Below are 24,394 nucleotides of genomic sequence, written 5' to 3' on the forward strand. Positions count from 1 at the left end.
CTGGTTTACCATCCAATTCGGACATAATCGACGGGTTGCCGCCCCGTCCCGATCCGTCCGAGGACCGCCGATGCCTCCGATCACTCGCCGCGCCCTGCTCACCGCACTCGGCGGGCTCGGTGGCGCCGCCCTCTGCGGCTGCACCACGCGGCACCCCTCGCCGCCACCCGTCGACGGCACCGCCATCGCCGAGTCGGCCACTCCCGCGCCGGTGCCGGACGTCGTCGTGACCACCGCCACGGGGCCGGTGACCGTGCCGGGCGCACCACTGCGGGTCGTCACCCTGGACACCGCCGAGCTGGACTCCGCGCTCACCCTCGGCATCACCCCGGTCGGCTCGGCCCGGCCCGCGGCGGACCCGTCCTTCCCCGACTACTGGCCCGCGTCCCGGCTCGCCCCGATCGCCGCCGTCGGCGCCACCGGCGACCCTGACCTCGCCGCGATCCGAGCGCTGCGGCCGGACCTCATCCTCTCCAACCAGAGCCGGGACGGCGGCCGGTACGAAGCGCTGCGGGCGATCGCCCCGACCGTCCTCACCCAGACCACCGGTGCGCCCTGGAAGGCCAACGTCCAGACCCACGCCCAGGCGCTGAGCCGGCAGGACGCGGCCGCGGCGTTCGCGGCCTCCTACCAGCGGCACGTCAACCAGGTGGTGACGGCACTGGGGAACGCCAGGACGGGCGGCCGGAAGGTCAGCCTGGTCCGCTTCGTCGAGGGCGGGGGCATCCGGCTGTACGGGAAGCAGAGCTTCCCCGGGTCGGTCCTGACCGACGCCCAGGTGGGGCGGCCGGACGCGCAGAACGTCGACCAGGGCGACATGGAGATCCCGGCGGACCAACTCGCCAAGGCCGACGGCGACCTGCTGCTGTACGCGACCTACGGCGACCCGGACCGTGCCGGGACGACGGCCGCGCTGGCGAGCCCGGCCTGGCAGGCGCTCGGCGCGGTCCGGGCCCACCGCGCGTTCCCGGTCGACGACCAGCTCTGGTTCCAGGGCATCGGCTACACCGGCGCCAACTACGTCCTGACCGAGCTGCAGCACTTCCTGGGCGCCTGAGGCCGGGCGCCTGAGGCCGGGCGTCCGAGGGAGCGGCGAGCCGGAGCGGTCGGCCGCCCGGCCCCTCACCAGGCGCCCACGGCCGGTTGCCACGGCCGGGAGGGCCCTACTGGCCGGGTGCGGCCGTGCGGCGGCGCCGTACGGACATCGCCAGCAGGAAGACGGCGGACAGCACCGCCGCCAGCCGCAGCACGCCGGGGGCGGCGCTCCACACGGCGTCGGTGGCCTGCCGGCCCGGCTCCAGACCGGTGCCCCACCGCCCCTGGGCCCGGCCCCAGAACCAGAGGGAGCTGCCGCTGACCGTCATCAGCGGGATGCCGAAGACGGCCAGCTTGCGGGCGAAGTCGCCCAACTGGCGGGACAGGTAGCCGAGCGCCCAGCCCACCAGCATGGCGATCAGCTGACCGGTGACGGCGCCACCCACCAGGACGGCGGCGGCGAGCAGCAGCAGCGGTGCGGGACGGCGGCCGGCCGTCGCACCGGCCTTCGGCGGCGGCGCCGGGTCCCCGGCGGCGGGCACGGGCTCGCGGCCCTTCGCCTTGCCCTTCCGCGCCTTGCCGGCCTTCCCCTTGCCCTTCTCCGCCCCGGCCTTCCCGGGTCCGGGGTCAACCGGCGGCCCGGTCCCCCCGCCCGCGGGGGCGGCGTCCGGGGCGTCCGCCGCGGCGTCGTCCTGCGCGGTCCGCTGTTCGGGGATCGGCTTGTCGGACGCCGCCGGACCCGCCGGCCCCTCCCCGAAGTCGATCGACACGTAGTCCCAGTCGCCCGTGCTCATCGCCCGGTACGGGGCAGGGAGCGCGTCGGGGTCGCCGGGCGCCCCCTCCACCTGCTTCGCCACCCACGGCGAGTCCCCACCGAAGGAGGACGGGGACGGGGCCGGAACCGACGGCCGCGCGGCGGACGGGCTGGGCGGGGTGGGCGGACCGGAAGCCGCGGACGGCGCGGACGGAGGCGCGGAAGGCGGGGCGGCGGGGCGGGGCGGCGTCGAGGGGCGCGGAGGCGCGTCGGGCGCCGCCTCCTGGGCGTACACGCTGTCGCCGTCCCCACCTCCGGCCGGGCCCGCCGTACCCCCCGAGCCCGGCGGCTCGCTCCAGGGCCCCTGCTTGCGCCACCACTCGCCGTCCGACATCCCCACCACACCCCGCCTTGCCCGAACCCGTACCGGAACCCGTCCCCGTCCCCGTTGCCCGTGACGGTACCCACCCGCCGTCCCACCACGCGAGCCGGACCGCACGTCCTCCCGCGCCGGACCGCGCCGGACCGCGCGGCACGACACCGAACCACCCGCGTCCGCACCCGAACGGCACCGGAACCGGCCCCCACCACCCGCTCTCCGCCCATCCCCCACCCAGCCCCGGCGCGACTAACCTAGGTCGAATGACCACACAGCAGGGCTCCCAACGCCAGGCCAAGTCCGCCGCCGGCCCCCGCACCCTCGCGGAGGAACTCCGTACCCGGCCCGACGACGACCTCGCCACCCTGCTCCGGTCCCGCCCCGACCTGCTCAACCCCGTGCCCGGCGACCTCACCCAGCTCGCCGCCCGGCTCTCCTCCCGCGCCTCCGCCCTGCGCGCCCTGGAGCGGCTGGACCGGTTCACCCTGCAAGTCGCCGAGGCCCTCGCCGCCCTCCCGGACGGCGCCACCCCGACCGCCGTCCGCACCCTGCTCGCCGGACCGGCGAAGGTGAAGCCGCACCCCGGCGCCACCCCGCTGACCGCCGGCGACCGCTCGGCCGTCGCCGCCGAGCTGCCCCGCGCGCTCGCCACCCTGCGCGACCGCGCCCTGCTCTGGGGCCCGGACAACGGCCTGCGCCTGGTCATCGCCGCCCGTGAGGCGCTCGCGCCGACCGCCGCCAACCCGGGGCGCACCGGCCTCGGTCCGACCTTCGCCGAGGCGAGCACCGGCATGTCCCCGGCCAGGCTCCAGCAGCTGCTCGCCTCCGCCGGACAGCCCGCGACGGCCGACCCGGTCTCCGCCGTCGCCGGGTTCACCGCGCTGCTCACCGACCGCACCCGCTGCGACGACCTGCTCGCCACCGCCCCCGAACCGGCGCTGCGGCTGCTGGAACGACTGGTCTGGGGCCCGCCCACCGGCACCGTCCCGGACGCCACCCGCCCGGTCACCGCCGCGGACGCGCAGAGCCCGGTGGAGTGGCTGCTCGCCCGCGGCCTGCTGCTTCCCACCAGCCCGGGCAGCGTCGTCCTGCCCCGCGAACTCGCCCTCCACCTGCGCGGCGGCCGCTCGCACCGCACCGTCGAACCGCTCCAGCCCGAACCGTCACCCGCCGCTCCACCCCGCGATCCACAGGCTGTGGACAACGCCGCCGCCGGACAGGCCCACACCGCCGTCCGGACCGTCGAGGAACTGCTCGACCACTGGGGCCTCACCCCGCCGCCGACCCTGCGGGCCGGCGGCCTCGGCGTCCGCGACCTCAAGCGCACCGCGCAGACCCTGGAGACCACCGAGCAGCTCGCCTCCTTCTGGATCGAACTCGCCCACACCGCCGGGCTGCTGGCCCCGGACGGCGAGGCCGACGAGCGCTGGGCACCCACCCCCGCCTACGACGACTGGCTCCACCTCGGCACCGCCGCACGCTGGACCGTCCTCGCCCGGGCCTGGCTCACCGCCACCCGCGTCCCCGCCCTCGCCGGCACCGCCGACAGCAAGGGCAAGCCGCGCGCCGCCCTCGGACCGGAGCTGGACCGCGCCCTCGCCCCGTCCGTCCGCCGCGCCGCCCTCGCCCTGCTCGCCGAACTGCCGCCCGGCACCCCGGCCACCGCCGACGAGCTGCTGCCCACCCTGCGGTGGCAGCGCCCGCTGCGCGGCGGACCGACCGCCCCCGACGGCCGCGACCTGCGCGACGACCTCGCCACCTGGACCCTCGCCGAGGCCGAACTCCTCGGCATCACCGGCCGTGGCGCCCTCGCCGCCCCCGCCCGTGCGCTGCTCACCGCCGAGGCCGACCCCGCCGGGGTGCTGGCCCCGCTTCTGCCCCGGCCGCTGGACCACGTCATCCTCCAGCCCGACCTCACCGCGGTCGCCCCCGGGCCGCTGCTCACCCCGCTCGCCCACGCGCTCGCGCTCTGCGCCGACATCGAGTCCAAGGGCGGCGCCACCGTCTACCGCTTCACCCCCACGTCGGTCCGCCGCGCGCTCGACGCCGGTCGCAGCGCCGCCGACCTGCGGGCCTTCCTGGAGCAGCACTCCCGGACACCCGTCCCGCAGCCGCTCGGCTACCTGATCGACGACGTCGCCCGCCGGCACGGCATCCTGCGGGTCGGCGCCGCCTCCTCGTACCTGCGCTGCGACGACCCCGCGCTGCTCAACGAGGTGCTCGCCGACCGCCGCTCCGTCGACCTGCGCCTGCGGCTGCTCGCCCCCACCGTGCTGGCCTCGCAGGCGCCGCCCGACGCCCTCCTCGCCGCGCTGCGCACCATGGGCTACGCGCCGGCCGCCGAGTCCGCCGAGGGCGACGTGCTGATCACCCGCCCCGACAGCCACCGCACCCCGCCCCGGACGGCTCCCGTGCCCGTCCCGGACGGCCCGCCCACACCGGACGACACGCTGCTCGCCGCCGCGATCAAGGCGATCCGGGCCGGCGACCGCGCCGCGACCGCCGCCCGCCGCGAACCGGCCGCCACCGACGGCCGCCAACTCCCGCGCACGGCCGCGGCCGAGACGCTCGCCTCGCTCCAGACGGCGGTCCTGCTCGGCGAACGGATGTGGATCGGCTACCTCAACGCCGAGGGCCTCGCCAGCCAGCGGATCATCGACCCGGTCAAGGTCGAAGGCGGCTTCGTCACCGCCTTCGACCACCACGACGGCGAGCTGCGCACCTTCGCGCTGCACCGGATCACCGGCGTGGCCGAACTCGACGAGTAGCCACCGGCCCGGCGGCGAGCCGGTGCCGGTCCGGACCGCACCCGGCCCGGACCACCTGCACCCGGCTCGGACCGGAGGAAGGACGGCCGGCGGAGGGACGGCCGGAGGAAGGACGGCCGGCAGAAGGACGGTGCGCGGTCAGTGCGCCTGCTGCTGCGCCGCCTGCTCTCCCTGCTTCTCCTTCATCGCCTTGTCCGCCATGGCGGCGAGGTCACCCTGCCCGATCGGCATCACGGAGTTGGCACCGGCCAGGTCCGCGAGCAGGAACGCGGGCGCCGCGAGCGGACCGCCCGGCCCCTCGCCGATGCCCGCCAGGGCGTGCGCGGAGGTGGCCGAGGAGGCGGTGGCGGCGAAGGCCGTACCGGCCAGGGCGAGAGCGGTGAGGACGCGCTTCGACGTGTTCATACCCGAATCAACGAGCCGCCCCGGCCCGGGTCACCCCCGGCCCCGCTCCCGCTCCTCCCCCGCCCCGCCGCGCCGCATTTGACGCGCACCGTCCGGCGGCGTAGTCCGGAGGAGGGGGACGACGGAAGGAGCCATCATGCTCGGCGATCCGATCGGCGAAACGAAGGGCCAGGACATCGGTCGACGCGTCCTCGCCGCCGAGGAAGGACACGTCGTCGTCGAGGTCTCGTTCGAGGGCAGCGGCGACTACTACGGCACTCCGGTCAAGGGGTTCGGCACCTACGAGTCCGAGCTGCGCGCCGACGGCACGCTCCGCGGCGAGGGCCAGGGGGTCGACATGACCTCCGACGGCCAGACGATCAGCTGGCACGGCATCGGCATCGGCCACTTCACCGAGGGCGGCGGCACCAGCTGGCGCGGATCGCTCTTCTTCTCCACCGCGTCACCGCAGTTCGAGCGCCTCAACGGCATCGTGGGGCTCTTCGAGTACGAGGTCGCCCCGGACGGGAAGTCCACCGGCACGTACCACGAATGGAAGTAGCCTCCCGACCACGCGGCCGGATGAGCGACACTGGAGGGTCTGCGTCCCTGCAGACCTGTCAGCCAGTGGAGGGCTTCCCCGCGTGAACGACGGACCACTCATCGTCCAGAGCGACAAAACTCTTCTCCTGGAGATCGACCACCCGAAGGCCGCCGACTGCCGGCGCGCCGTCGCGCCGTTCGCCGAGCTGGAGCGTGCGCCCGAGCACGTGCACACCTACCGCATCACCCCGCTCGGGCTGTGGAACGCGCGTGCCGCCGGCCACGACGCCGAACAGGTGGTCGACGCCCTGGTCAAGTACTCCCGCTACCCGGTGCCGCACGCGCTGCTGGTCGACGTGGCCGACACCATGGCCCGGTACGGGCGGCTCCGGCTCAGCAAGCACCCCACCCACGGCCTGGTGCTCACCAGCACCGACCGCCCGGTGCTGGAGGAGGTGCTGCGTTCCAAGAAGATCGCCCCGCTGGTCGGTGCCCGGGTCGACCCCGACACCGTCGTCGTCCACCCCTCCGAGCGCGGCCAGATCAAGCAGATGCTGCTCAAGCTCGGCTGGCCCGCCGAGGACCACGCCGGCTACGTCGACGGGGAGGCCCACCCCATCGAGCTGGACGAGAACGGCTGGCAGCTGCGCCCCTACCAGGCCCAGGCCGTCGAGGGCTTCTGGCACGGCGGATCGGGCGTCGTCGTGCTGCCCTGCGGCGCCGGGAAGACCCTGGTCGGCGCCGCGGCGATGGCGTACGCCAAGTCGACCACGCTGATCCTGGTCACCAACACCGTCTCGGCCCGCCAGTGGAAGCACGAACTGGTCAAGCGGACCTCGCTCACCGAGGACGAGATCGGAGAGTACAGCGGCACCAGGAAGGAGATCCGCCCGGTCACCATCGCCACCTACCAGGTGATGACCACCAAGCGGAAGGGCGTCTACGCCCACCTCGAACTCTTCGACGCCCGCAACTGGGGCCTGGTCGTCTACGACGAGGTCCACCTGCTGCCGGCGCCGGTCTTCAAGTTCACCGCCGACCTCCAGGCCCGCCGCAGGCTCGGCCTGACCGCCACCCTGGTCCGCGAGGACGGCCGCGAGGGCGACGTCTTCTCGCTCATCGGGCCCAAGCGCTTCGACGCACCGTGGAAGGAGATCGAGGCGCAGGGCTACATCGCGCCGGCCGACTGCTGCGAGGTCCGGGTCACCCTGACCGACTCCGAGCGGCTCGCCTACGCCACCGCCGAACCCGAGGAGCGCTACCGCTTCTGCGCGACCACCGCGACCAAGCGCCGCGTGGTGGAGGCGCTGGTCAAGAAGCACGAGAAGGACCAGACGCTGATCATCGGGCAGTACATCGACCAGCTCGACGAGCTCGGCGAGACCCTGGACGCCCCCGTGATCAAGGGCGAGACCAGCAACGCCCAGCGCGAGAAGCTGTTCGACGCGTTCCGCAACAAGGAGATCAGCGTCCTGGTCGTCTCCAAGGTCGCCAACTTCTCCATCGACCTGCCCGAGGCGACCGTCGCCATCCAGGTGTCCGGCACGTTCGGCTCCCGCCAGGAGGAGGCCCAGCGCCTCGGCCGCGTCCTGCGGCCGAAGGCCGACGGCCACTCGGCCCACTTCTACTCCGTGGTCGCCCGCGACACCGTCGACCAGGACTTCGCGGCCCACCGCCAGCGGTTCCTGGCCGAGCAGGGCTACGCCTACCGCATCATCGACGCGGACGACGTGCTGTGACCGGTCATGGCCGGTAGTCCAGGGCGTCCAGCAGACCACCCACCGAGGTGCACGGATTGCTGACGCACCAGCACTCGATCTGCCCGTCCGGCTGCTCGTGCCGGGCGTGCAGATCGAGTGCCGCGGCGCGGGCCTTGACGGTCAGGCCCCTGACGTCGTCGAAGGCGAACTCCTTCCTCTTGGGGTCGTACCCCTTGAGGACCTTCGCCAGTTCCCTGGCTGCCTGGTGGCTCTAGTGCGCACCACACCTCGTCGAACGACTCGTCCGCACGGGCGGCGTGGGCGATCGCGGAGTTGACGAGCGACCACGGCTCACCGTGCGTGTTGCCGATCTTCAACGAGATCGGCTTGCTCCGAAGGTCCTTGACGAGGCCGCGGAGGTAGATCTTCTCCGTGACCTCCCCCTCGCAGTAGACCAGGAAACGGCGCTCCTGCTCACGCGTGTTCGCGTTCTGCTTCTTCGTCCCGAGCGGCTTGCCCCGCCTCATCGACCCCACGCTTCGCCCCGATCCCCACCAGAAGCTCTTCGTCGAAGAAAGGTAGCGCACCGTAACGACCTGCGAGGTAGCGCTTCTCAAGATTCTCGACGCCGTCCCTGACCCTGAAGTCGACCAGTGCGGTCAGCTCCGTGGCCCCCGTACGGGCGTCCTTGGTCGCCAGGTAGACCTGGTCCCGGTGCAGATTCGCCTCGCTGTGCGGGGCGAGCAGTGTCGCGTCATGCGTGTTGAAGAGGAGTTGGGCACCGCCTGTGTTCAACTCCCGGTTCTGGAAGAGCGCCACCAGGCGGGCAGCGAGATGCGGATGCAGCCGTGCGTCCAACTCGTCGACGACGAGGAGTGATCCGTCCTGCAGCGCGCCGACCACCGGTCCGAGCAGTCCGGCCCAGGTGCGCGTGCCGTTCGACTCGTCGTGGAGATCGAGAGTCACGGGCCCGCCCTCCGCCGCGTGGACGAAGCCGATCTGGGGGGCCGGCTTCACGTCGAACGCCTCGTCCTCCGGAATCTCGGGAACCAGGACGCGCATGGCCGACCTCACCTGACGCACACGTTCGTCGTCCCACTCCTCCTCGGTGATCGAAAGATCGGTGATACCGAGGTCCGCGAACTGGAGCAGGCCCCTGAGCCTGTCGCGATATTCCTCCGATTTGTCCCACAACCTGCGCGTCTCCTGGATCCTCGCGCCGAAGTTCGCGTCGAGTGCAACCCTGAGCCCGCGGTGAAACCAGCGGTGGATTCGCCGCAGAATGTCATGGTTGTTTCCCGCCCCCGCCGACAGGTAGAGGCTGTTCGGCCGCACGACGTCCTCGATCAGCCGCCTGCGCCCCCGGAAGCTCGGCCCGTACGCGTAGCTCGACGTCCCGTCGTCGGCCACCGAACGCTCGAAGAGACGGCGCGGTCGCCCCTCCGGAAAGCTCCTGAGCCACTCCTCGCGCACCTGCCGGTCGTCCAGCTCGAAGCCGTACTCGAAGTGGACGCCGTCGAGCACGATGTCCACGGCGAACGCGGACGGCGCCGCCCGGCCCCCTGCGGTGAGCAGGAACGGGACACGCGACGTGCCACCGTCCGGCAGCCACCGGGCGTGCGATTCGAGGACCGCATGACGCATGTAGACGAGCGCCCGCAGCGCATTGGACTTGCCTGACGCGTTGGCCCCGAGAATGGCGAGCGCCGGGAGCACGCGGACACCCGCCGAAGACGCCTCGGTCACCGCGATGTCGTCATGCTCGTCGGTGGCGACCAGGCTCAGCTCCTGCTCCTCCAGGAGCGACGCGTGGTTGGCCACCCGGAACCGCATCAGCATCGTTGGCCCTCCTCATCCATTCGATGGGGAGACTACCCAAATCAAACTGCCGAAATCTGCAAAGTTCCGCGAATTCAGGCTTCTGATTGCACTCTGATCAGTACTTGACGCCGTCGCGCCCGAGGAGGACCACGCGCGCGGCGGTGTCGAGGGCGATGCCGACGTTGCGGACGGCGGTGGTCAGGGGGCTGCGGCGGCGGCCGGGGGTGCCGGTCGCGGTGGCGCCGGCGGGGGCGGACTGCTGGGACGGCACTCGGGGCGCCGTGATGTGTACGGTGCTCATGGTTCAACGGTAGGTTCCGGACACGCCGGGCACATCACCCCAAAGGCCGTATCCGGCAGGACGGAGGTCGTCCTCCGGGAGTACGGAGGCCCCGAGGGATCCAGGAGCTGGAACCCGGAGGCGGACCGGACTAGGATCGTCCGTCTGCCCCCTCCCGAACCGTGGTACCTGCTGTAGTCGCGCAGGCAGCCGGGGGAGGCGCCGTCCGTTCGGCAACCGGTCGGCCGTACTCACCGTGAGCTCCTACGATCCGCTGCGCCCGCCCGCGGGGCAGCCGGAAAGGTTCGCTGTGCCCGCCACCCCCACCACCGACCCCCTGCAGCGCGAACGCGACCACCTGGCGTCCTCCCGCGCCGCGCTGCGCGCGATGCGCGAGGACGTCGAGTCGCTGGACATCAGCGACGTGACCGGCACCTGGGTCACCGCCGTCGTGCTCCGGAACCAGATCGAGGCCCGGATCGCCTCCCTGGCCGACCTCTCGCACACCCCGCTCTTCTTCGGCCGCCTCGACTACCTCCACGCGATCAGCGAGGAGCTGTCCGAGGGCTCCGGCGGCGAGAGCTTCTACATCGGCCGCCGGCACGTGCACGACGCCGGCGGCGACCCCATGGTGATCGACTGGCGCGCGCCGGTCTCCCAGCCGTTCTACCGGGCCAGCCGGACCGACCCGCTGGACGTCGAGCGGCGCCGCCGGTTCGGCTACACCGGCGGCGAACTGACCGCGTACGAGGACGAGCACCTCACCGACCCGGCGGAGCACGACACCTCCTCCGCGCTGCTGGCCGCCGAGATCGAGAAGCCCCGCGTCGGCCCGATGCGCGACATCGTGGCCACCATCCAGCCGGAGCAGGACGAGATCGTCCGCGCCGACGTCTCCGGCACCCTCTGCGTCCAGGGCGCGCCCGGCACCGGGAAGACCGCCGTCGGCCTGCACCGGGTGGCGTACCTGCTGTACGCGCACCGCGAGCGGCTCGCGCGGACCGGCACGCTGGTGATCGGTCCGAACAACGCCTTCCTCTCCTACATCGAGCAGGTGCTGCCCGCGCTCGGCGAGGTGGACGTCGCCCAGGCGACCGTGCAGCAGCTGGTCGGACACGTCGAGGTACGGGGCGAGGACTCCGCCGAGGCGGCCCGGCTGAAGGGCGACGCCCGGATGGCCGAGGTGCTGCGCCGGGCGGTCCGGGCCGGCATCACCCTGCCCACCGAGCCCTGCGTGGTGGTCCGCGGCTCCCGTCGCTGGCGCGTCCCGGCGTACGAACTGATCGAGATCATCGAGGAGTTGAAGAGCCGCGACATCCGGTACGGCGCCGCCCGGGATGCCCTGCCGCAGCGGATCTCGCACGCCGTGCTGCTGAAGATGGAGCAGGGCGGCGAGGCCCCGGACGACCGGGTGCAGGACGCGGTGGCCCGCAACGCGGCGGTGAAGTCGGTGGTCAAGGAGTGCTGGCCACTGGTGGAACCGGCCAAGCTGGTGCTGCGCCTGCTCTCCGAGCCGGAGTTCCTCGCCGCGTGCGCGGACGGCCTGCTGACCGCCGAGGAGCAGGCGGCCGTGCTGTGGCCGAAGCCGGGCCGCTCGGTGAGGACGGCCCGCTGGACGGCCGCCGACGCCGTCCTCGTCGACGAGGCGACCGACCTGGTGCAGCGCACGCCCTCGCTCGGCCACGTGGTCCTCGACGAGGCGCAGGACCTCTCGCCGATGCAGTACCGCGCGGTCGGCCGCCGCTGCTCCACCGGCTCGGCGACCGTGCTCGGCGACCTCGCCCAGGGCACCACCCCCTGGGCGACGGCGAGCTGGCCGGAGGCCCTGCACCACCTCGGCAAGCCGGGCGCCCACATCGAGGAGCTGACCAAGGGCTTCCGGGTGCCGGAGGAGGTCATCTCCTACGCGTCCCGGCTGCTGCCGGCGATCGCGCCCGGACTGGCCCCGGCCGGCTCGGTCCGCGACGCCCCGGGGTCGCTGATCGTCCGTCACGTCGACGGTGCGGAGCGGGTGGAGGCGGTGGTCGAAGCCTGCCGCCGGGCGCTGCTCAACGAGGGGTCGACCGGCCTGATCGCGGCGGACGCGCACGTCCCGCTGCTCGCGGAGGCCCTGGCGGCGGCCGGCCTGCCGCACCTCGCCCCGGGCACCGAGACCAGCGCGGAGGCCCGGCTGACGCTCGTCCCCGCCTCGCTGGCCAAGGGTCTGGAGTACGACTACGTGGTGCTCGACGAGCCGGCCGCGGTGATCGCCGGCGAGCCGGACGAGCGGACGGGCCTGCGGCGGCTGTACGTGTCGCTGACCCGTGCGGTCTCCGGCCTGGAGGTCCTGTACTCGGAGCCGCTGCCCGAGCAGCTGCGCTGACGGACGCGACGCCGGAGGACGGGGCACGGGGCACGGGGCACGGGGCGCCGGGCACCGGGCACCGACGGACCGCGCGACGGCGGACGGTGGCGCCACGACGGAGGGGCCGGCCCGTGGAGGGCCGGCCCCGGGCTCCGACGTGGTTCAGCCGCCGATCAGCGCCCGCCACTCGGCCACCTTGGCGGCGTCCACCGGCGACTGCCACCCGTCGACCCGCACCGCGCCGCCGACGTGGAAGGCGTCGAAGCCGGCCGCCAGCAGCCCGGCCAGGTGCTCGGCGCGCAGGCCGCCGCCGATCAGGATCCGCTGGGTGTAGCCGGGCTCGCCGGCGCGGGCCAGCTCGGCCAGCAGGACGTCCCGGCCCGCGTCCACGCCGCCGGCCGCGCCGGAGGTGAGGAAGGTGTCGAGTCCGGGCAGCGCGCCGACGGCCGCGCGCACGGCGGCCCGGTCGGCGCTGTGGTCGACCGCCCGGTGGAAGGTCCACCGGCAGCCGGCCACCGCGTCGGCGACGGCCTCGGTGGCGGCGAGGTCGACGCCGCCGTCGGCGTCGAGGAAGCCGAAGACGAACTCGTCGGCGCCCTCGGCCCGGAGGGCGGCGGCGCGGGCGCACAGCTCGTCCAGGTCTCCGGGCGCGAAGCCGTCGCGCAGGCGCAGCATGACGCGCAGCGGCAGCTCCACGGCGTCACGGATCTTGGCGAAGTCCTCGACCGAGGGGGTCAGCCCGTCGGCGGCCATGTCCGTGACCAGTTCGAGCCGGTCGGCGCCGCCCGACTCGGCGGCCTGGGCGTCCTGGGGCGTCAGCGCGATGACTTCGAAAATTGGTCTAGACATATCAGACAGCCTGCCACATCGGGCAGCGCCCGGCGAGCCCCGTGCAGCCACCCGGAGCACCGAATCCACCCGCCCCTTCCGGCAACTGCGTCGACCGCACCCGCCCGGCGACGGCGCGACCGGCCCCGGCCCCGGCCCCGGCCCCGGACAGACCGAACGGCCGGACGACCGGTCCCACATCCGGTCGTCCGGCCGTTCAGGGGCGGCGAAGCCCCGGCCGTCCCCGCTCCGGCGGGGTTCACGCGAACCCCTCCGGGCCCGCGGATCCCCGACGGATCCGAGTGCACTCAGGCGAGGCTCCGGCCACCTCCCGCCCCGGCTCCACTCCGGCCGAGGATCCGGCCGAGGGTCAGCAGCACCACCAGCGCGACGCCCATCAGCGGCAGCAGCCGCCACGCCCCGCCGACCACCTGCCAGGCCCGGAAGAGACTGAACCCCGCGCTCAGCGCGAGCACCGTCAGCCCCATCGCCGCCGGCGCCAGCCGCCCCCGGGCCACCCCGAGCAGCGACACCAGCGGGACGATCAGCAGCAGCGCCGCCGTCCGCCCGTCCATCAGCACGAAGGAGCTGTAGAACTCCTCGGCCAGCAGGACCAGCCCGCCCCCGACCATCGAGGCCACCACCACGGCACGGCTCCGCCAGGTCGGACGTTCCAGCAGTTCCTGCGGCGCGAGCGCGAAGAGCAGGCCGGACACCAGCTGCGGTGTCGCCTCGCAGCTCCCCAGGAAGAACTGCCACCCGTCGTGCGAGACCCCGATCACCTCGACCATCCGGAACGCCCCGGCGAGGACCACGACCAGCGCCGTCACCCGGGCGGCCTGCCAGCGGCCCGCCAGCACGAAGGAGACGAGCAGCAGCGGGACGAACATCTCCCCGACGGAGGCGATGAACCCGGGCACGTGCGTGATGTGGTCCGGCGTCATCAGCAGCCTGGGCCGGTAGGAGCCGACCGCGCTCCCCAGCGCCTGCGCCACCCCCAGCCCCGCGATCGCCCCGGCGATCAGCGGCGCGGCGGCCGCGAGCAGCTGCCCCAGGCGGGACGAGGCGGTCAGCCCGGCGCGCATGCGCAGGCCGTAGGCCCCGAGGTCGACCGCCTCCCGGGCGGTCGCCAGCTTGCCGGCCTCGGCCGTGCTGTCGGCGAAGACGGCGGACAGTTCGTCCCCGCGCTCCCGGCGGTAGCGGGCCGGGTAGAGCCGGAGCGCGGCGCGGAACGCCACCGGCTCCGCCAGGAATCCCGGAAAGGTCTGATGAGTCATGCGAAGGCCCCCCTGACCCTCAGGAACGCGGGCCGCGCCGTTCCGGTCGGACGGACGGCGGCGGGCCGGACGGCCGCCAGCCTGCGCTGCGCCTCCTCGGCGACGGCGGCCAGCCGTTCGGCCTCGGTGCCCAGCGCGCCCCGTCCGTCCTCGGTGAGCGCGTAGGTGCGGCGGGCCCTGCCGTCGACGACCTCCTCGGCAGCGACCTCGATCAGGCCCTGCTGGAGCAGCCGGTCGAGCGCGCCGTACAGCGTGCCGGTGCGCATCGTGACCCGGCCGCCGGAAATCGCGGCGACTTCCTGGATGAGCGCGTAGCCGTGCCGGGGGGCATCGGCGAGCGCGGTGAGCAGGAGCAGCGTCGGCTCCTGCATGGCCCGTTCTGTCATGGAACTACATATACCGTCCACCGACATATCCAGTCCAGCGGAATCCGTCACCGATCCGGGTGACGGCCGGACAGAATGACCCCATGCCCGACGCACCCGACCCCGGTCTCCTCGCCGCCTGGACCGCCCTGCTCCGCCGCTGCGGCACCGGGGCCGACCCCGAGCCGGCCGGACGGGAGCTGCTGCGGCGCTGGGCCGAACCGCAGCGGCGGTACCACACCACCGAGCACCTGCGCGCGGTCCTGGCCCACGTCGACGCGCTCGCCGGGCACGCCGCCGACCCGGACGCCGTCCGGCTGGCCGCCTGGTTCCACGACGCCGTCTACCGCCCGGACCGCTCGGAGAACGAGGAGCGCAGCGCCGTCCTCGCCGTCCGCGCGCTCACCGAGGCGGGGCTCGCCGCCGCACGGGTCGACGAGGTCGCCCGGCTGGTCCGGCTCACCGTCACCCACCACCCCCACCCCGGTGACCGCGACGGCGAGGTGCTCTGCGACGCCGACCTCGCCGTCCTCGGCGGTCCGCCGGACGCCTACGCGGCGTACGCGGCAGCCGTGCGGGAGGAGTACGCCTTCGTCCCCGAGCCGGACTTCCGCGCCGGGCGCGCGACGGTGCTCAGGCAGCTGCTCGCGCTCCCCGCGCTCTACCGCACGCCCACCGCGCACGAGCGGTTCGACGCCCCCGCACGCGCCAACCTGGCCGCCGAGCTCGCCGGACTCACCCGCGCGTAGGCCCTCCGGTGCCCGGCGGGCCCGCCACCCGGGCCCCAAGTCACCCGGGCCCCGTTGCGATGCCTCCCGGACAGGGGCGGGCCCGGCCGCCGAAGCAGCCGGGCCCGTCGAAGCACGGCCCACCGGAGCGGGCACGGAAGGCACGGCCCCGTCAGCCGGCCCGCCGCGCCAGCGGCAGCCCCCCTCGGGTGAACGCGGCCGCTCCCAGCCCGGCCACCACCGGCAGCACCACCGTGACCAGCAGGATCACCCCCCACGGTGCGGCGAACGGCGCCGCCGAGCTCCCGGCACTGTGCGCCCGGAGCAGCCCCATCGCCGGTACGAACCCGCTGATCGTGCCGAGCACCGCCCCGATCGCCGCGATCAGCGCACACTGCAGACCGGCCTGCACCCGCCGGATCCGCGGCGGCGCGCCGACCGCGGCCAGCGTGGCCTGGTCGTTGCGCGAGTCCGCGGCGGCGAGCCCGGTGGCCACGGCCGCGGCGCCCAGCACCACGACGGCCGCGAACCCGGTGAGCGCCACGGTGTTCAGGTTGCTCTTCGGGTCGTAGCCCCGCTCCACCCGGAGCTGGGCGAACGGGACGATCCGTGCCACGGTCGCCTCGGCCCGCTGCTGCTCCTTCGGGGTGGGCACCGTCTCCGGCAGCCAGACCGACCCCGCCGGCCGGGCTTCGAGACCGGCCTTCCGCACCGCGTCGAGGCTCATCAGGACCGGCCCGAACCGGGCGGCTTCCGGGTTCTCCACCAGGACCGCCTCGACGCCGACCTCGCGGTTCTCCGTCTGCGGCGCCTGGCCGGGCTGGACCGGTCCACCGGCGCCGCCCTGCATCGTCAGCACCGCCCGGCCGTCGCGCAGGAAGGCTCGGTCGAAGACGACCGTCTTGCCGGCCGCCAGTGCCTCCTCGGCGGTCCGGTCGTGCAGGCCGAACAGGTTGTGCAGGACGGTCGCGTCCCCGGCCGGCGTCCGGACCGCGGACCTGCCCCGTTCGACCGGGCCCGTCCCCTGGATCCGCACGCTGGAGGAGCACTCCGGGCAGAACACGTAGACGACCTCGTGGACGTCGGCGCGGGTGCCGAGCCCGGGCAGGTCCTGCTCGACGGAGGTGCGCAGCCGCGTCAGCTGCGGGCTGTCCGGCTTGAGGGCGGCGTCGACCACGACGGCGCCGGGCGGGGCCTCCGGACGGTAGGCGGCGCGTTCCTGCGCGTCGGTACCGGTGGTGTAGACGCCGACGGCGACGGCTCCGGCGACGGCGGCCAGCACGGCGGCCACGGCCGGCGCGGTCCGGCCGCGGTGGCGGGCCGAGTCGCGCAGGGCGAGCCGGGGGCCGAGCGGGAGCCGGCGGGCCAGCCTGCCGAACAGGGCGATCAGCATCGGGGTGAACAGCAGCAGGCCCATTTCGGCGGTGGCCGCTCCGGCCAGTACCGAGAGGGTCCGGGCAGTGAAGCTCCCGACCACCGGCATGCCGGCACTGGAGTACGTGCCGACCCCGTAGACCGCCACGGCCGCGCCGGCGCCGACCAGCAGCAGACCCACGACCGGGGCCCAGCGGCTGGGGGCGGTGACGGTGTCGCGGCCGGTGAGGCCGGCCACCACGTCACGGCGGGCTGCCTGCACGGCGGGCAGCACGGCGGCCAGCAGTGCGGTGAGGACGCCGACGCCGGCGATCGCCAGCAGGTCGACCGGGGCGAGCGCGAAGTGTCCGAAGCGGCTGCCGCCCGCCTCCTCGGCCCAGGGCCGGACGGCGGCGACCAGTCCGGTGCCGAGTCCGACACCGAGCGCGGCACCGGCCAGCCCGAGCACCAGCCCGGCGCCGAGGACCACGGCGCGGACGTGGCCGCGGTGGCCTCCGGCCGCCCCGATCAGGGCGAGCTGGCGGCGCGAGCGGCGGGCGCCCACGGCGAACGCGGGGCCGGCCAGCAGCGCGACCTCCAGCAGCGCCATCCCGACGACGGTGACGAGCACGACGGTCCGGTTGTCCGTGGCGGCCGCGAGGTCCACCGGCCGGTCCTGCTGGTAGGGGACGGCGGACCGGGCGGGCGGGTCGAGGGTGACGGCCCGGGAGGTGACGGTGAAGCCGTACCTGTTGAACTCCTGGACCTTGGCCCAGTCGAGCCGTTCACCGGCGGGCAGCCGCACCAGCCACTGCTCCGGCGGGGCGCCCTCGTCGGCGACCGGGGCGGTGATCCCGGCGGTCTTCGGCGCCATCGCCGCCGTGAGCGGGGCGACCACCTCGCCGGGGCGGCCGACCAGCTCCACCTTGTCCAGGTCCCCGGGGTGCTCGACCACGCCGGTCAGGGTGAACGGGGCCGCCAGGCCCTTGAGCGTGGTGGCGTCGCCGATCCGCAGCCCGGCCTCGTCGAGGAAGGCCCGGGTGACGGCGGCCTCGTGCGGCGCGGAGGGGGCCCGGCCCTCGACCAGGTCGAGACGGCCGGACCAGTCCTTCGCGGTCAGGTCGGCCTCACCGGTCGAGGTGGTGAACAGGCCCTCCCGGGTCGAGGCGCTGACCTCGGGTCCGGGGGTGGCCGGCAGGAGCACGGCCCCGGACGGCAGCAACCCGGCGACCAGGGCGGCCGGGGCCGTCGCGGCGGCGCGCTGCTGCTCGGCGGTGGGCGTCTCCCCCGCCACCAGCACCCGGACGCCGTCCTCGGCGACCGGGGCCTGTTCGACCGCGCGGCCCGGCCGGTAGGCGGTGACCAGCGCGTCGGTGCCGCCCATGAGCCGCTCGACCCGCTCGCCGGGGGTGAGCTGGCCGCTGCGGTAGACGACGTCGGCGCCGGTGACACCGAGGACGGGCAGGGCGATCATGGCGACGACGAGGGCGCTGCGGCCCTTGGCGCGCAGGGCGTCGCGGCGGGCGATGCGCAGCGCGACACGCAGGGCGGAGAGCCTCATCGACCGGCTCCGTTCCGGCTGGAGAGCAGCAGCAGGGTCTCGGCGTCCCGGCCGATGCTCTCGTCGACGATCCGGCCGTCGCGAAGGAAGACCACGCGGTCGGCCCAGACGGCGTGCCGGGGTTCGTGCGTGACCATCATGGCGGCGGCGCCGGCGTCGCAGCGGGCCCGCAGCACCGCGAGCACGGCCTCCCCGGTGGCGGAGTCGAGGGCGCCGGTGGGTTCGTCGGCGAGGACGAGGCGGCGGTCGCCGACGAGCGCGCGGGCGATGGCGACGCGCTGCTGCTGACCGCCGGACATCTCCTCGGGGAAGCGGTCGGCCAGCTCGGCGATGCCCAGTTCGGTGAGTGCGGCCAGCGCCTCGCGGCGGGCGATCCGCCCGGAGGTGCCGTCCAGCTCCCGGGGCAGCGCGATGTTCTCGGCGGCGGTGAGGGCCGGAATCAGGTTGTAGTCCTGGAAGACGTAGCCGACCGAGCGACGGCGGACGGCGGCGAGCCCGGTCCGGCTCAGTCCGCCGAGCTCGACGCCCTCGACCAGCACCTCCCCGCCGGAGGGCCGGTCGAGACCGCCGGCCAGCGTCAGCAGGGTGGACTTGCCGGAGCCGGACGGGCCCATCACGGCAACGAACTCCCCGGGGTGAACGGCCAGGTCGACGCCGCGCAGCGCGTGCACCTCGGACGGGCCCTGCCCGTGCACCCGGGTGACGTTCCGCAGCTGCAGGACGGGCCGGGCCAAATCTGACTGGGACATGCTTCTCCCCCTCGTTTCGCGTGGGCGGACGGCCTCGCGGCCGGCGGCGCCCTACATACCGAGTATGTATACCCCCACCCGAGGGGGTGACTCAAGTGCCCGACATAAGTCGGTAGACTGCATATGCAGGTTACGCGAGTCGGGGCCGCGAAAAAAGCCGCCGTACCCGGAGGCACGACGGCGGCGGACGAGGAGAAGCGGGGGAAGCGGCAGGCGGAGGGCGGAGAAGCGGCAGGGGCGGCAAGGAGCGCGGCGGCCGAGGGGACGGCGGAGACGACCGGGCAGCGGGCGGCGCCGGAACGGCAGGGGCGTCAGGCGAGCTGCCCGACGGGCGCCACCGCGGCGCCCTGCTTGCCGCAGACCCAGTGCGGCTCGGGGCCCAGTTCCGGCTCCACGCCGAGCGCGTGCGGATCCCCGTCCGCCGCGCACTCGGCGCAGAGCGGCCAGCGGCCGTAGTTCTCCAGCAGCGCGTCCTGGACGTCCTGGGCGACCAGCCCGAGCACGTACCCGGTGCCGTCCGGCCACTGCTCCAGCCACCAGCGCCGGTGCGTCACGGCCTGCTCGACCAGCGACACCACGGCGGCGTCCGCCACGTCCCGTGCGGTGAGGTCGGCCAGAATCAGCGCCCGTGCGGTGTGCAGCGCCGTCTCGATGTCGTCAGGGGAAGCCATCGGCCCATTCTCCCAAACCCGCCGCCGCCCCGGACGCCCTCCGCACGAGGCCCCGCCGAACCGCCCGGTGCCGCGCCCCCGCAAACGCCCCCGCTCCCCCGCAAACGCCGCACGGGCGGCCCCCCGAAGGGGACCGCCCGTGCGGACGAGGAACCGTCCGATCCCGAAGGATCAGAAGTCCATGTCACCGCCCGGCATGCCGCCGCCGGCGGCCGAAGCCTTCTCCGGCTTGTCGGCGATGACGGCCTCGGTGGTGAGGAAGAGCGCCGCGATGGAGGCGGCGTTCTGCAGCGCGGAGCGGGTGACCTTCGCCGGGTCGATGATGCCCGCGGCGATGAGGTCGACGTACTCGTTGGTCGCGGCGTTCAGGCCGTGGCCGGCGGGAAGGTTGCGCACCTTCTCCACCACGACGCCACCCTCGAGACCGGCGTTGGTCGCGATCTGCTTGATCGGGGCCTCCAGCGCGATCTTGACGATGTTGGCACCGGTGGCCTCGTCGCCCTCCAGCTCCAGCTTGTCGAACGCGACGGCGGCCTGCAGCAGGGCGACGCCACCACCGGCGACGATGCCCTCCTCGACGGCGGCCTTGGCGTTGCGCACCGCGTCCTCGATGCGGTGCTTGCGCTCCTTGAGCTCCACCTCGGTGGCCGCGCCGGCCTTGATGACGGCCACGCCGCCGGCCAGCTTGGCGAGGCGCTCCTGGAGCTTCTCGCGGTCGTAGTCCGAGTCGCTGTTCTCGATCTCGACGCGGATCTGGCTCACGCGACCGGCGACCTGCTCGCCGTCGCCGCCACCGTCGACGATGGTCGTCTCGTCCTTGGTGATGACCACCTTGCGGGCGGTGCCCAGCAGGTCGAGGCCGGCGCTCTCCAGCTTCAGGCCCACCTCCTCGGCGATCACGGTGCCGCCGGTGAGGATGGCGATGTCCTGGAGCATGGCCTTGCGGCGGTCACCGAAGCCCGGGGCCTTGACGGCGACGGACTTGAAGGTGCCCTTGATCTTGTTCACGACCAGGGTCGACAGGGCCTCGGCCTCGACGTCCTCGGCGATGATGACGAGCGGCTTGCCGCTCTGCATGACCTTCTCCAGCAGCGGCAGGAGGTCCTTGACCGAGCCGATCTTGGAGTTGGCGATCAGGATGTACGGCTCGTCGAAGACGGCCTCCATGCGCTCCAGGTCGGTGGCGAAGTAGGCCGAGATGTAGCCCTTGTCGAAGCGCATGCCCTCGGTGAGCTCAAGCTCCAGACCGAAGGTGTTGCTCTCCTCGACGGTGATGACGCCTTCCTTGCCGACCTTGTCCATGGCCTCGGCGATGAGCTCGCCGATCTGGGTGTCGGCGGCCGAGATGGAGGCGGTGGAGGCGATCTGCTCCTTGGTCTCCACGTCCTTGGCCTGGGCCAGCAGCTGGTCGGAGACGGCGATGACGGCCTTCTCGATACCACGCTTCAGGGCCATCGGGTTGGCGCCGGCGGCGACGTTGCGCAGACCCTCGCGAACGAGCGCCTGGGCCAGCACGGTGGCGGTGGTGGTGCCGTCACCCGCGACGTCGTCGGTCTTCTTGGCGACCTCCTTGACGAGCTCCGCACCGATCTTCTCGTACGGGTCCTCGAGCTCGATCTCCTTGGCAATGGAGACACCGTCGTTGGTGATCGTGGGGGCGCCCCACTTCTTCTCCAGAACGACGTTGCGACCCTTGGGGCCGAGCGTGACCTTCACCGCGTCGGCGAGCTGGTTCATGCCACGCTCAAGGCCGCGGCGAGCTTCCTCATCAAAGGCGATGATCTTGGCCATCTGAAGTGGTCCTCCGGGACACGGTCGACTGCTCGGACCAAGGGGTGCCCGCGACGGACGGCCCTGGTATGCGGGGGTCCCTTCCCCTACCGCTCCCTGGGGCCTCACCGACCCGGTCCGCTTATCACTCTCAAGCTGTGAGTGCTAACGCCAATGATTAGCACTCTAGGTGGGCGAGTGCAAGCCCAATCGGCAATCCGCGAGCGCCTCCGGGGGCCTCCGCACGCCCCCCTCCGGGGCACCTCCGGCGGTCCCCGACCGCCTCCGGACGCACGCCCGGACAGGCCGGCGGGCCCGTACGACGTGTGTCGTACGGGCCCGCCGGGAAGCAAGAGGCGCACCAGCCGATGAGCCGAGCCGAACTCCCGGGTGTCGGAAAGGTCAGACCGCCGCGCGGACCATGTCCGCCTGCGGGCCCTTCTGCCCCTGAGAGATCTCGAACTCGACCCGCTGGCCCTCCTCAAGGGTGCGGTAGCCGTCCATCTGGATCGCGCTGTAGTGGACGAAGACGTCCGCACCACCGTCGACCGCGATGAAGCCGTAGCCCTTCTCCGCGTTGAACCACTTGACGGTGCCCTGAGCCATTCCGAACTCCCCTAGTGCTGTGCTGGCCCTTCACGTGCCCGCAGGTCTGCGGGCCCGGGTCTGGTTGGAGGCCGGCCCGGGGAACCCCCCCTGGGCGCAACCGCGCACGCCACAATCCCCCCGACGCCGCCGGACGGTATCCGGCGAACGGGCGATTGCGTCGACCGCGGCTGAATGTATCCGGATCGACGCCCTCTGCAACAGGGTCAACGGTTGGGAATTCCCCGGCATGATCAAGGGACAGCCCGGGAGTAATCGGGAGGAAGGCCGCCTTTCCTCCCGGACATAGCGGACGGAATGCCCGAAATCCGCTCCAGAATTCTGACACCGGCCTGACATGTTTCCCTACCGCGGGCCCGTCGCCGGTCTCAACGGCCGGACGGTCGGCGGCGGTACGGGTGCGAGTGGGCGCGATCGCCGGGAGGGCGGGGAGGGGCGGCGCTGTTCCCGGTACAGCGACACTTTACTCCGCCCGGGACGGAAAATATTCCCGCCAAAATACGACCGGCCGTTCGCGGCGCGGAATTCCGCGCCGCGAACGGCCGGGAACGGCGAAAAGGCGCTCAGCAGCCGCCCGCCACCGCCGGAATGATCGAGACGCTCGCGCCGTCCTTGATCTCCGTGGCCAGACCCTCGGCGAACCGCACGTCGTCGTCGTTCACGTAGACGTTCACGAAACGGCGCAGCTTGCCGGTGTCGTCGAGGATGCGCGCGGCGATCCCGGCGTGGTTCTTCTCCAGGTCGGCGATGACGTCACCCAGGGTGGCGCCCTCGGCGGACACCTCGCTGGCACCACCGGTGTAGGTACGCAGGATGGTCGGGATGCGGACGTTGGCGCTCATGGGGGTCTTCTCCTCGTTGCGGGGCGGGGGTGTACCGGGGAAGGACGGCGAGGGCCGGTGCCGGACGGGTCCGGGCCGGTCAGGCGGACGCCAGGCCGGCGTCGCGGAACGACGCCAGCGTCGGCCGGATCACAGCGGTCATGCCGGCCTCCGAGACGGCGTCCAGCGTCTTGAGGCCGTCTCCGGTGTTGATCGCGACGGTCTCCTTCGACGGGTCCAGCTGTCCCGTCTCGACCAGCTTCTTCAGCACGCCGACGGTCACCCCGCCCGCGGTCTCGGCGAAGACGCCCTCGGTCCGGGCCAGCAGCCGGATCGCCGCCACGACCTCCTCGTCCGTCACGTCCTCCACCGCGCCACCGGTACGCCGGGCGATGTCGAGCACGTACGGGCCGTCGGCCGGGTTGCCGATCGCCAGCGACTTGGCGATGGTGTCCGGCTTGACCGGCCGGATCACGTCGTGGCCGGCCTTGAACGCCGCCGACACCGGCGAGCAGCCCGCCGCCTGGGCGCCGAAGACCCGGTACGGCCGGTCCTCGACCAGGCCGAGCCTGATCAGCTCCTGCAGCCCCTTGTCGATCTTGGTCAGCTGCGAACCCGAGGCGATCGGGATCACGATCTGCTCCGGCAGCCGCCAGCCCAGCTGCTCGCAGATCTCGTACGCCAGCGTCTTGGAGCCCTCGCCGTAGTACGGCCGCAGGTTGACGTTGACGAAGCCCCAGCCCTCGCCGGCCGGGTCACCGATCAGCTCCGAGCAGAAGCGGTTCACGTCGTCGTAGTTGCCCTCGATGCCGACCAGCTCGCCGCCGTACACCCCGGCCATCACGACCTTGCCCTGCTCCAGGTCGTGCGGGATGAACACGCAGGACTTGAAGCCGGCCCGGGCCGCGGCCGCGCCCACCGCACCGGCCAGGTTGCCGGTCGACGAGCAGGACAGCGTGGTGTAGCCGAAGGCCCGCGCGGCCTCGATGGCACAGGCCACCACGCGGTCCTTGAAGGAGTGGGTCGGGTTGCCCGAGTCGTCCTTGATGTGCAGCTGGGCGGTGAACCCGAGCTCGCGGCCCAGGTTGTCGGCCTTCACCAGCGGGGTCCACCCCGGGTTCAGGTTCGGCTTGGAGGCGACGTCGGCCGGCACCGGCAGCAGCGGCGCGTACCGCCAGATCGACGCCGGACCGGCCTCGATGCGCTTGCGCAGTTCCTCCGCGCCCTCGCTGCCGAACTCGTAGGCGATCTCCAGCGGGCCGAAACACTCCACGCAGGCGAAGCTGGGGCCGAGCGGGAACCGGGTGCCGCACTCGCGACAGGACAGCGCGGCGGCGGGGCCGAGGTCAACGGTGACGGGTGCGGCGGTGTCGATAGCCATGATGGCGGAGGCCTCTCTCCTCATCTTCCCCGTGACGCGGGCGCGCCACAGGCCGGAATTGGCACCTGTCCCGCCGGCGCTGTTGACAACAGCCGCGCGAGAAGGTTGCCGGGACGTCAACGGGCCGTTCCCTCAGTCCCTCTGGATGAGCTCTGTGAAGTTGTGGTCATGCTCAGCGGAGACCCCGGCGTGCGAAGGTGCGACCGCTGTACGAAGACTGTATCCGAAGGCGTCAACCCCGAACGGGATCGTCCGCCACGCGAGATGACCCGTCCC

At 73.4% G+C, this 24,394-nt stretch carries 21 protein-coding genes and 1 riboswitch; of the genes, 6 read left to right on the top strand and 15 right to left on the bottom strand.

Annotated features, from left to right (window positions below; all coding sequences use genetic code 11):
* Nucleotides 1-70 precede the first annotated feature (70 nt).
* Nucleotides 71-1,057: an iron-siderophore ABC transporter substrate-binding protein gene (locus PUR61_RS07875; RefSeq protein ID WP_329877098.1), complete on the top strand. Its 987-nt coding sequence runs from the start codon at nucleotides 71-73 to the stop codon at nucleotides 1,055-1,057.
* A gap of 106 nt (nucleotides 1,058-1,163) precedes the next feature.
* Here the strand turns inward: PUR61_RS07875 and PUR61_RS07880 are convergent, their stop codons facing one another.
* Nucleotides 1,164-1,892, bottom strand: a complete 729-nt coding sequence (locus tag PUR61_RS07880) for a hypothetical protein (protein WP_329877100.1) — start codon at nucleotides 1,890-1,892, stop codon at nucleotides 1,164-1,166.
* Nucleotides 1,893-2,431: 539 nt separating this feature from the next.
* Between PUR61_RS07880 and PUR61_RS07885 the strand changes: the two genes are divergently transcribed.
* Nucleotides 2,432-4,936 (top strand): helicase C-terminal domain-containing protein, encoded by a 2,505-nt coding sequence (locus tag PUR61_RS07885; RefSeq protein ID WP_329877103.1) that lies wholly within the window; start codon nucleotides 2,432-2,434, stop codon nucleotides 4,934-4,936.
* Between the two features lie 138 nt (nucleotides 4,937-5,074).
* Here the strand turns inward: PUR61_RS07885 and PUR61_RS07890 are convergent, their stop codons facing one another.
* Nucleotides 5,075-5,341, bottom strand: a complete 267-nt coding sequence (locus PUR61_RS07890) for a hypothetical protein (protein WP_329877105.1) — start codon at nucleotides 5,339-5,341, stop codon at nucleotides 5,075-5,077.
* Between the two features lie 136 nt (nucleotides 5,342-5,477).
* Here PUR61_RS07890 and PUR61_RS07895 point away from each other — a divergent pair, with 136 nt between their 5' ends.
* Nucleotides 5,478-5,882, top strand: a complete 405-nt coding sequence (locus PUR61_RS07895) for a hypothetical protein (RefSeq protein WP_329877107.1) — start codon at nucleotides 5,478-5,480, stop codon at nucleotides 5,880-5,882.
* Between the two features lie 82 nt (nucleotides 5,883-5,964).
* Nucleotides 5,965-7,602, top strand: a complete 1,638-nt coding sequence (locus tag PUR61_RS07900) for a DNA repair helicase XPB (protein ID WP_329877109.1) — start codon at nucleotides 5,965-5,967, stop codon at nucleotides 7,600-7,602.
* On the opposite strand, the gene PUR61_RS45205 is transcribed toward PUR61_RS07900, so the two are convergent.
* The 3 genes from PUR61_RS45205 to PUR61_RS07910 all read right to left on the bottom strand — a co-directional run bounded on the left by PUR61_RS45205 (nucleotide 7,569) and on the right by PUR61_RS07910 (nucleotide 9,685).
* Nucleotides 7,569-8,090 (bottom strand): RloB family protein, encoded by a 522-nt coding sequence (locus PUR61_RS45205; protein WP_443035134.1) that lies wholly within the window; start codon nucleotides 8,088-8,090, stop codon nucleotides 7,569-7,571. The two genes, PUR61_RS07900 and PUR61_RS45205, sit on opposite strands and share 34 nt — an antisense overlap.
* Entirely contained in the window at nucleotides 8,038-9,402 is a 1,365-nt protein-coding gene (locus PUR61_RS07905) for an AAA family ATPase (protein WP_329877111.1), read from the bottom strand. The genes PUR61_RS45205 and PUR61_RS07905 overlap by 53 nt, the downstream gene beginning before the upstream one ends.
* Before the next feature lie 97 nt (nucleotides 9,403-9,499).
* A complete protein-coding gene (locus tag PUR61_RS07910; protein ID WP_329877113.1) occupies nucleotides 9,500-9,685 on the bottom strand; it encodes a hypothetical protein in 186 nt (61 codons plus the stop codon).
* A gap of 289 nt (nucleotides 9,686-9,974) precedes the next feature.
* On the opposite strand from PUR61_RS07910, the gene PUR61_RS07915 reads away from it, so the two are divergent.
* Nucleotides 9,975-12,026 carry a HelD family protein gene (locus tag PUR61_RS07915; protein ID WP_329877115.1) on the top strand — a complete coding sequence of 684 codons (2,052 nt, stop codon included), beginning with the start codon at nucleotides 9,975-9,977 and terminating at the stop codon, nucleotides 12,024-12,026.
* Nucleotides 12,027-12,170: 144 nt separating this feature from the next.
* Here PUR61_RS07915 and PUR61_RS07920 read toward each other — a convergent pair whose 3' ends face one another.
* The 3 genes from PUR61_RS07920 to PUR61_RS07930 form a co-directional block, all read right to left on the bottom strand.
* Nucleotides 12,171-12,857 carry a copper homeostasis protein CutC gene (locus PUR61_RS07920; protein WP_329877117.1) on the bottom strand — a complete coding sequence of 229 codons (687 nt, stop codon included), beginning with the start codon at nucleotides 12,855-12,857 and terminating at the stop codon, nucleotides 12,171-12,173.
* A gap of 287 nt (nucleotides 12,858-13,144) precedes the next feature.
* Nucleotides 13,145-14,113, bottom strand: coding sequence for a hypothetical protein (locus PUR61_RS07925; protein WP_329877119.1), 969 nt, complete (start codon nucleotides 14,111-14,113; stop codon nucleotides 13,145-13,147).
* Nucleotides 14,110-14,499, bottom strand: a complete 390-nt coding sequence (locus tag PUR61_RS07930) for a PadR family transcriptional regulator (RefSeq protein WP_329877121.1) — start codon at nucleotides 14,497-14,499, stop codon at nucleotides 14,110-14,112. The genes PUR61_RS07925 and PUR61_RS07930 overlap by 4 nt, the downstream gene beginning before the upstream one ends.
* A gap of 83 nt (nucleotides 14,500-14,582) precedes the next feature.
* Between PUR61_RS07930 and PUR61_RS07935 the strand changes: the two genes are divergently transcribed.
* Nucleotides 14,583-15,227 carry an HD domain-containing protein gene (locus PUR61_RS07935; RefSeq protein WP_329877123.1) on the top strand — a complete coding sequence of 215 codons (645 nt, stop codon included), beginning with the start codon at nucleotides 14,583-14,585 and terminating at the stop codon, nucleotides 15,225-15,227.
* Between the two features lie 151 nt (nucleotides 15,228-15,378).
* On the opposite strand, the gene PUR61_RS07940 is transcribed toward PUR61_RS07935, so the two are convergent.
* From PUR61_RS07940 to thrC, 7 genes are all read right to left on the bottom strand, one after another.
* Nucleotides 15,379-18,120 carry an ABC transporter permease gene (locus tag PUR61_RS07940; RefSeq protein ID WP_329877125.1) on the bottom strand — a complete coding sequence of 914 codons (2,742 nt, stop codon included), beginning with the start codon at nucleotides 18,118-18,120 and terminating at the stop codon, nucleotides 15,379-15,381.
* Entirely contained in the window at nucleotides 18,117-18,869 is a 753-nt protein-coding gene (locus tag PUR61_RS07945) for an ABC transporter ATP-binding protein (RefSeq protein WP_329877127.1), read from the bottom strand. The genes PUR61_RS07940 and PUR61_RS07945 overlap by 4 nt, the downstream gene beginning before the upstream one ends.
* A gap of 311 nt (nucleotides 18,870-19,180) precedes the next feature.
* On the bottom strand, nucleotides 19,181-19,540 hold the full coding sequence (locus PUR61_RS07950) for a hypothetical protein (RefSeq protein WP_329877129.1): 360 nt from the start codon (nucleotides 19,538-19,540) through the stop codon (nucleotides 19,181-19,183).
* A 171-nt stretch (nucleotides 19,541-19,711) separates the two neighbouring features.
* Nucleotides 19,712-21,331: a chaperonin GroEL gene (groL, locus tag PUR61_RS07955; RefSeq protein WP_329877131.1), complete on the bottom strand. Its 1,620-nt coding sequence runs from the start codon at nucleotides 21,329-21,331 to the stop codon at nucleotides 19,712-19,714.
* A gap of 381 nt (nucleotides 21,332-21,712) precedes the next feature.
* Nucleotides 21,713-21,916 carry a cold-shock protein gene (locus PUR61_RS07960; protein WP_030289665.1) on the bottom strand — a complete coding sequence of 68 codons (204 nt, stop codon included), beginning with the start codon at nucleotides 21,914-21,916 and terminating at the stop codon, nucleotides 21,713-21,715.
* A 563-nt stretch (nucleotides 21,917-22,479) separates the two neighbouring features.
* Nucleotides 22,480-22,758 (bottom strand): ubiquitin-like small modifier protein 1, encoded by a 279-nt coding sequence (locus tag PUR61_RS07965; RefSeq protein ID WP_329877155.1) that lies wholly within the window; start codon nucleotides 22,756-22,758, stop codon nucleotides 22,480-22,482.
* A gap of 79 nt (nucleotides 22,759-22,837) precedes the next feature.
* The gene (thrC, locus tag PUR61_RS07970; RefSeq protein WP_329877157.1) at nucleotides 22,838-24,118 is read right to left on the bottom strand and encodes a threonine synthase; all 1,281 of its coding nucleotides are present in this window, start codon (nucleotides 24,116-24,118) and stop codon (nucleotides 22,838-22,840) included.
* A 17-nt stretch (nucleotides 24,119-24,135) separates the two neighbouring features.
* Nucleotides 24,136-24,270: riboswitch (SAM riboswitch) on the bottom strand.
* Nucleotides 24,271-24,394: the final 124 nt, after the last annotated feature.

The organism is Streptomyces sp. BE20 (assembly GCF_036322525.1).
GTDB lineage: Bacteria > Actinomycetota > Actinomycetes > Streptomycetales > Streptomycetaceae > Kitasatospora.

Bases quoted from the DNA above. Each gene is read 5' to 3' on its own strand.
- PUR61_RS07895 (WP_329877107.1), top strand. From the start codon at position 5,478: ATGCTCGGCGATCCGATCGGCGAAACGAAGGGCCAGGACATCGGTCGA.
- PUR61_RS07885 (WP_329877103.1), top strand. From the start codon at position 2,432: ATGACCACACAGCAGGGCTCCCAACGCCAGGCCAAGTCCGCCGCCGGC.
- PUR61_RS07965 (WP_329877155.1), bottom strand. From the start codon at position 22,758: ATGAGCGCCAACGTCCGCATCCCGACCATCCTGCGTACCTACACCGGT.
- PUR61_RS07925 (WP_329877119.1), bottom strand. From the start codon at position 14,113: ATGACTCATCAGACCTTTCCGGGATTCCTGGCGGAGCCGGTGGCGTTC.
- PUR61_RS07940 (WP_329877125.1), bottom strand. From the start codon at position 18,120: ATGAGGCTCTCCGCCCTGCGTGTCGCGCTGCGCATCGCCCGCCGCGAC.
- PUR61_RS07935 (WP_329877123.1), top strand. From the start codon at position 14,583: ATGCCCGACGCACCCGACCCCGGTCTCCTCGCCGCCTGGACCGCCCTG.
- PUR61_RS07910 (WP_329877113.1), bottom strand. From the start codon at position 9,685: ATGAGCACCGTACACATCACGGCGCCCCGAGTGCCGTCCCAGCAGTCC.
- PUR61_RS07890 (WP_329877105.1), bottom strand. From the start codon at position 5,341: ATGAACACGTCGAAGCGCGTCCTCACCGCTCTCGCCCTGGCCGGTACG.
- PUR61_RS07950 (WP_329877129.1), bottom strand. From the start codon at position 19,540: ATGGCTTCCCCTGACGACATCGAGACGGCGCTGCACACCGCACGGGCG.
- PUR61_RS07905 (WP_329877111.1), bottom strand. From the start codon at position 9,402: ATGCTGATGCGGTTCCGGGTGGCCAACCACGCGTCGCTCCTGGAGGAG.
- PUR61_RS07930 (WP_329877121.1), bottom strand. From the start codon at position 14,499: ATGACAGAACGGGCCATGCAGGAGCCGACGCTGCTCCTGCTCACCGCG.
- PUR61_RS45205 (WP_443035134.1), bottom strand. From the start codon at position 8,090: ATGAGGCGGGGCAAGCCGCTCGGGACGAAGAAGCAGAACGCGAACACG.
- PUR61_RS07945 (WP_329877127.1), bottom strand. From the start codon at position 18,869: ATGTCCCAGTCAGATTTGGCCCGGCCCGTCCTGCAGCTGCGGAACGTC.
- groL (WP_329877131.1), bottom strand. From the start codon at position 21,331: ATGGCCAAGATCATCGCCTTTGATGAGGAAGCTCGCCGCGGCCTTGAG.
- PUR61_RS07920 (WP_329877117.1), bottom strand. From the start codon at position 12,857: ATGTCTAGACCAATTTTCGAAGTCATCGCGCTGACGCCCCAGGACGCC.
- PUR61_RS07960 (WP_030289665.1), bottom strand. From the start codon at position 21,916: ATGGCTCAGGGCACCGTCAAGTGGTTCAACGCGGAGAAGGGCTACGGC.
- thrC (WP_329877157.1), bottom strand. From the start codon at position 24,118: ATGGCTATCGACACCGCCGCACCCGTCACCGTTGACCTCGGCCCCGCC.
- PUR61_RS07875 (WP_329877098.1), top strand. From the start codon at position 71: ATGCCTCCGATCACTCGCCGCGCCCTGCTCACCGCACTCGGCGGGCTC.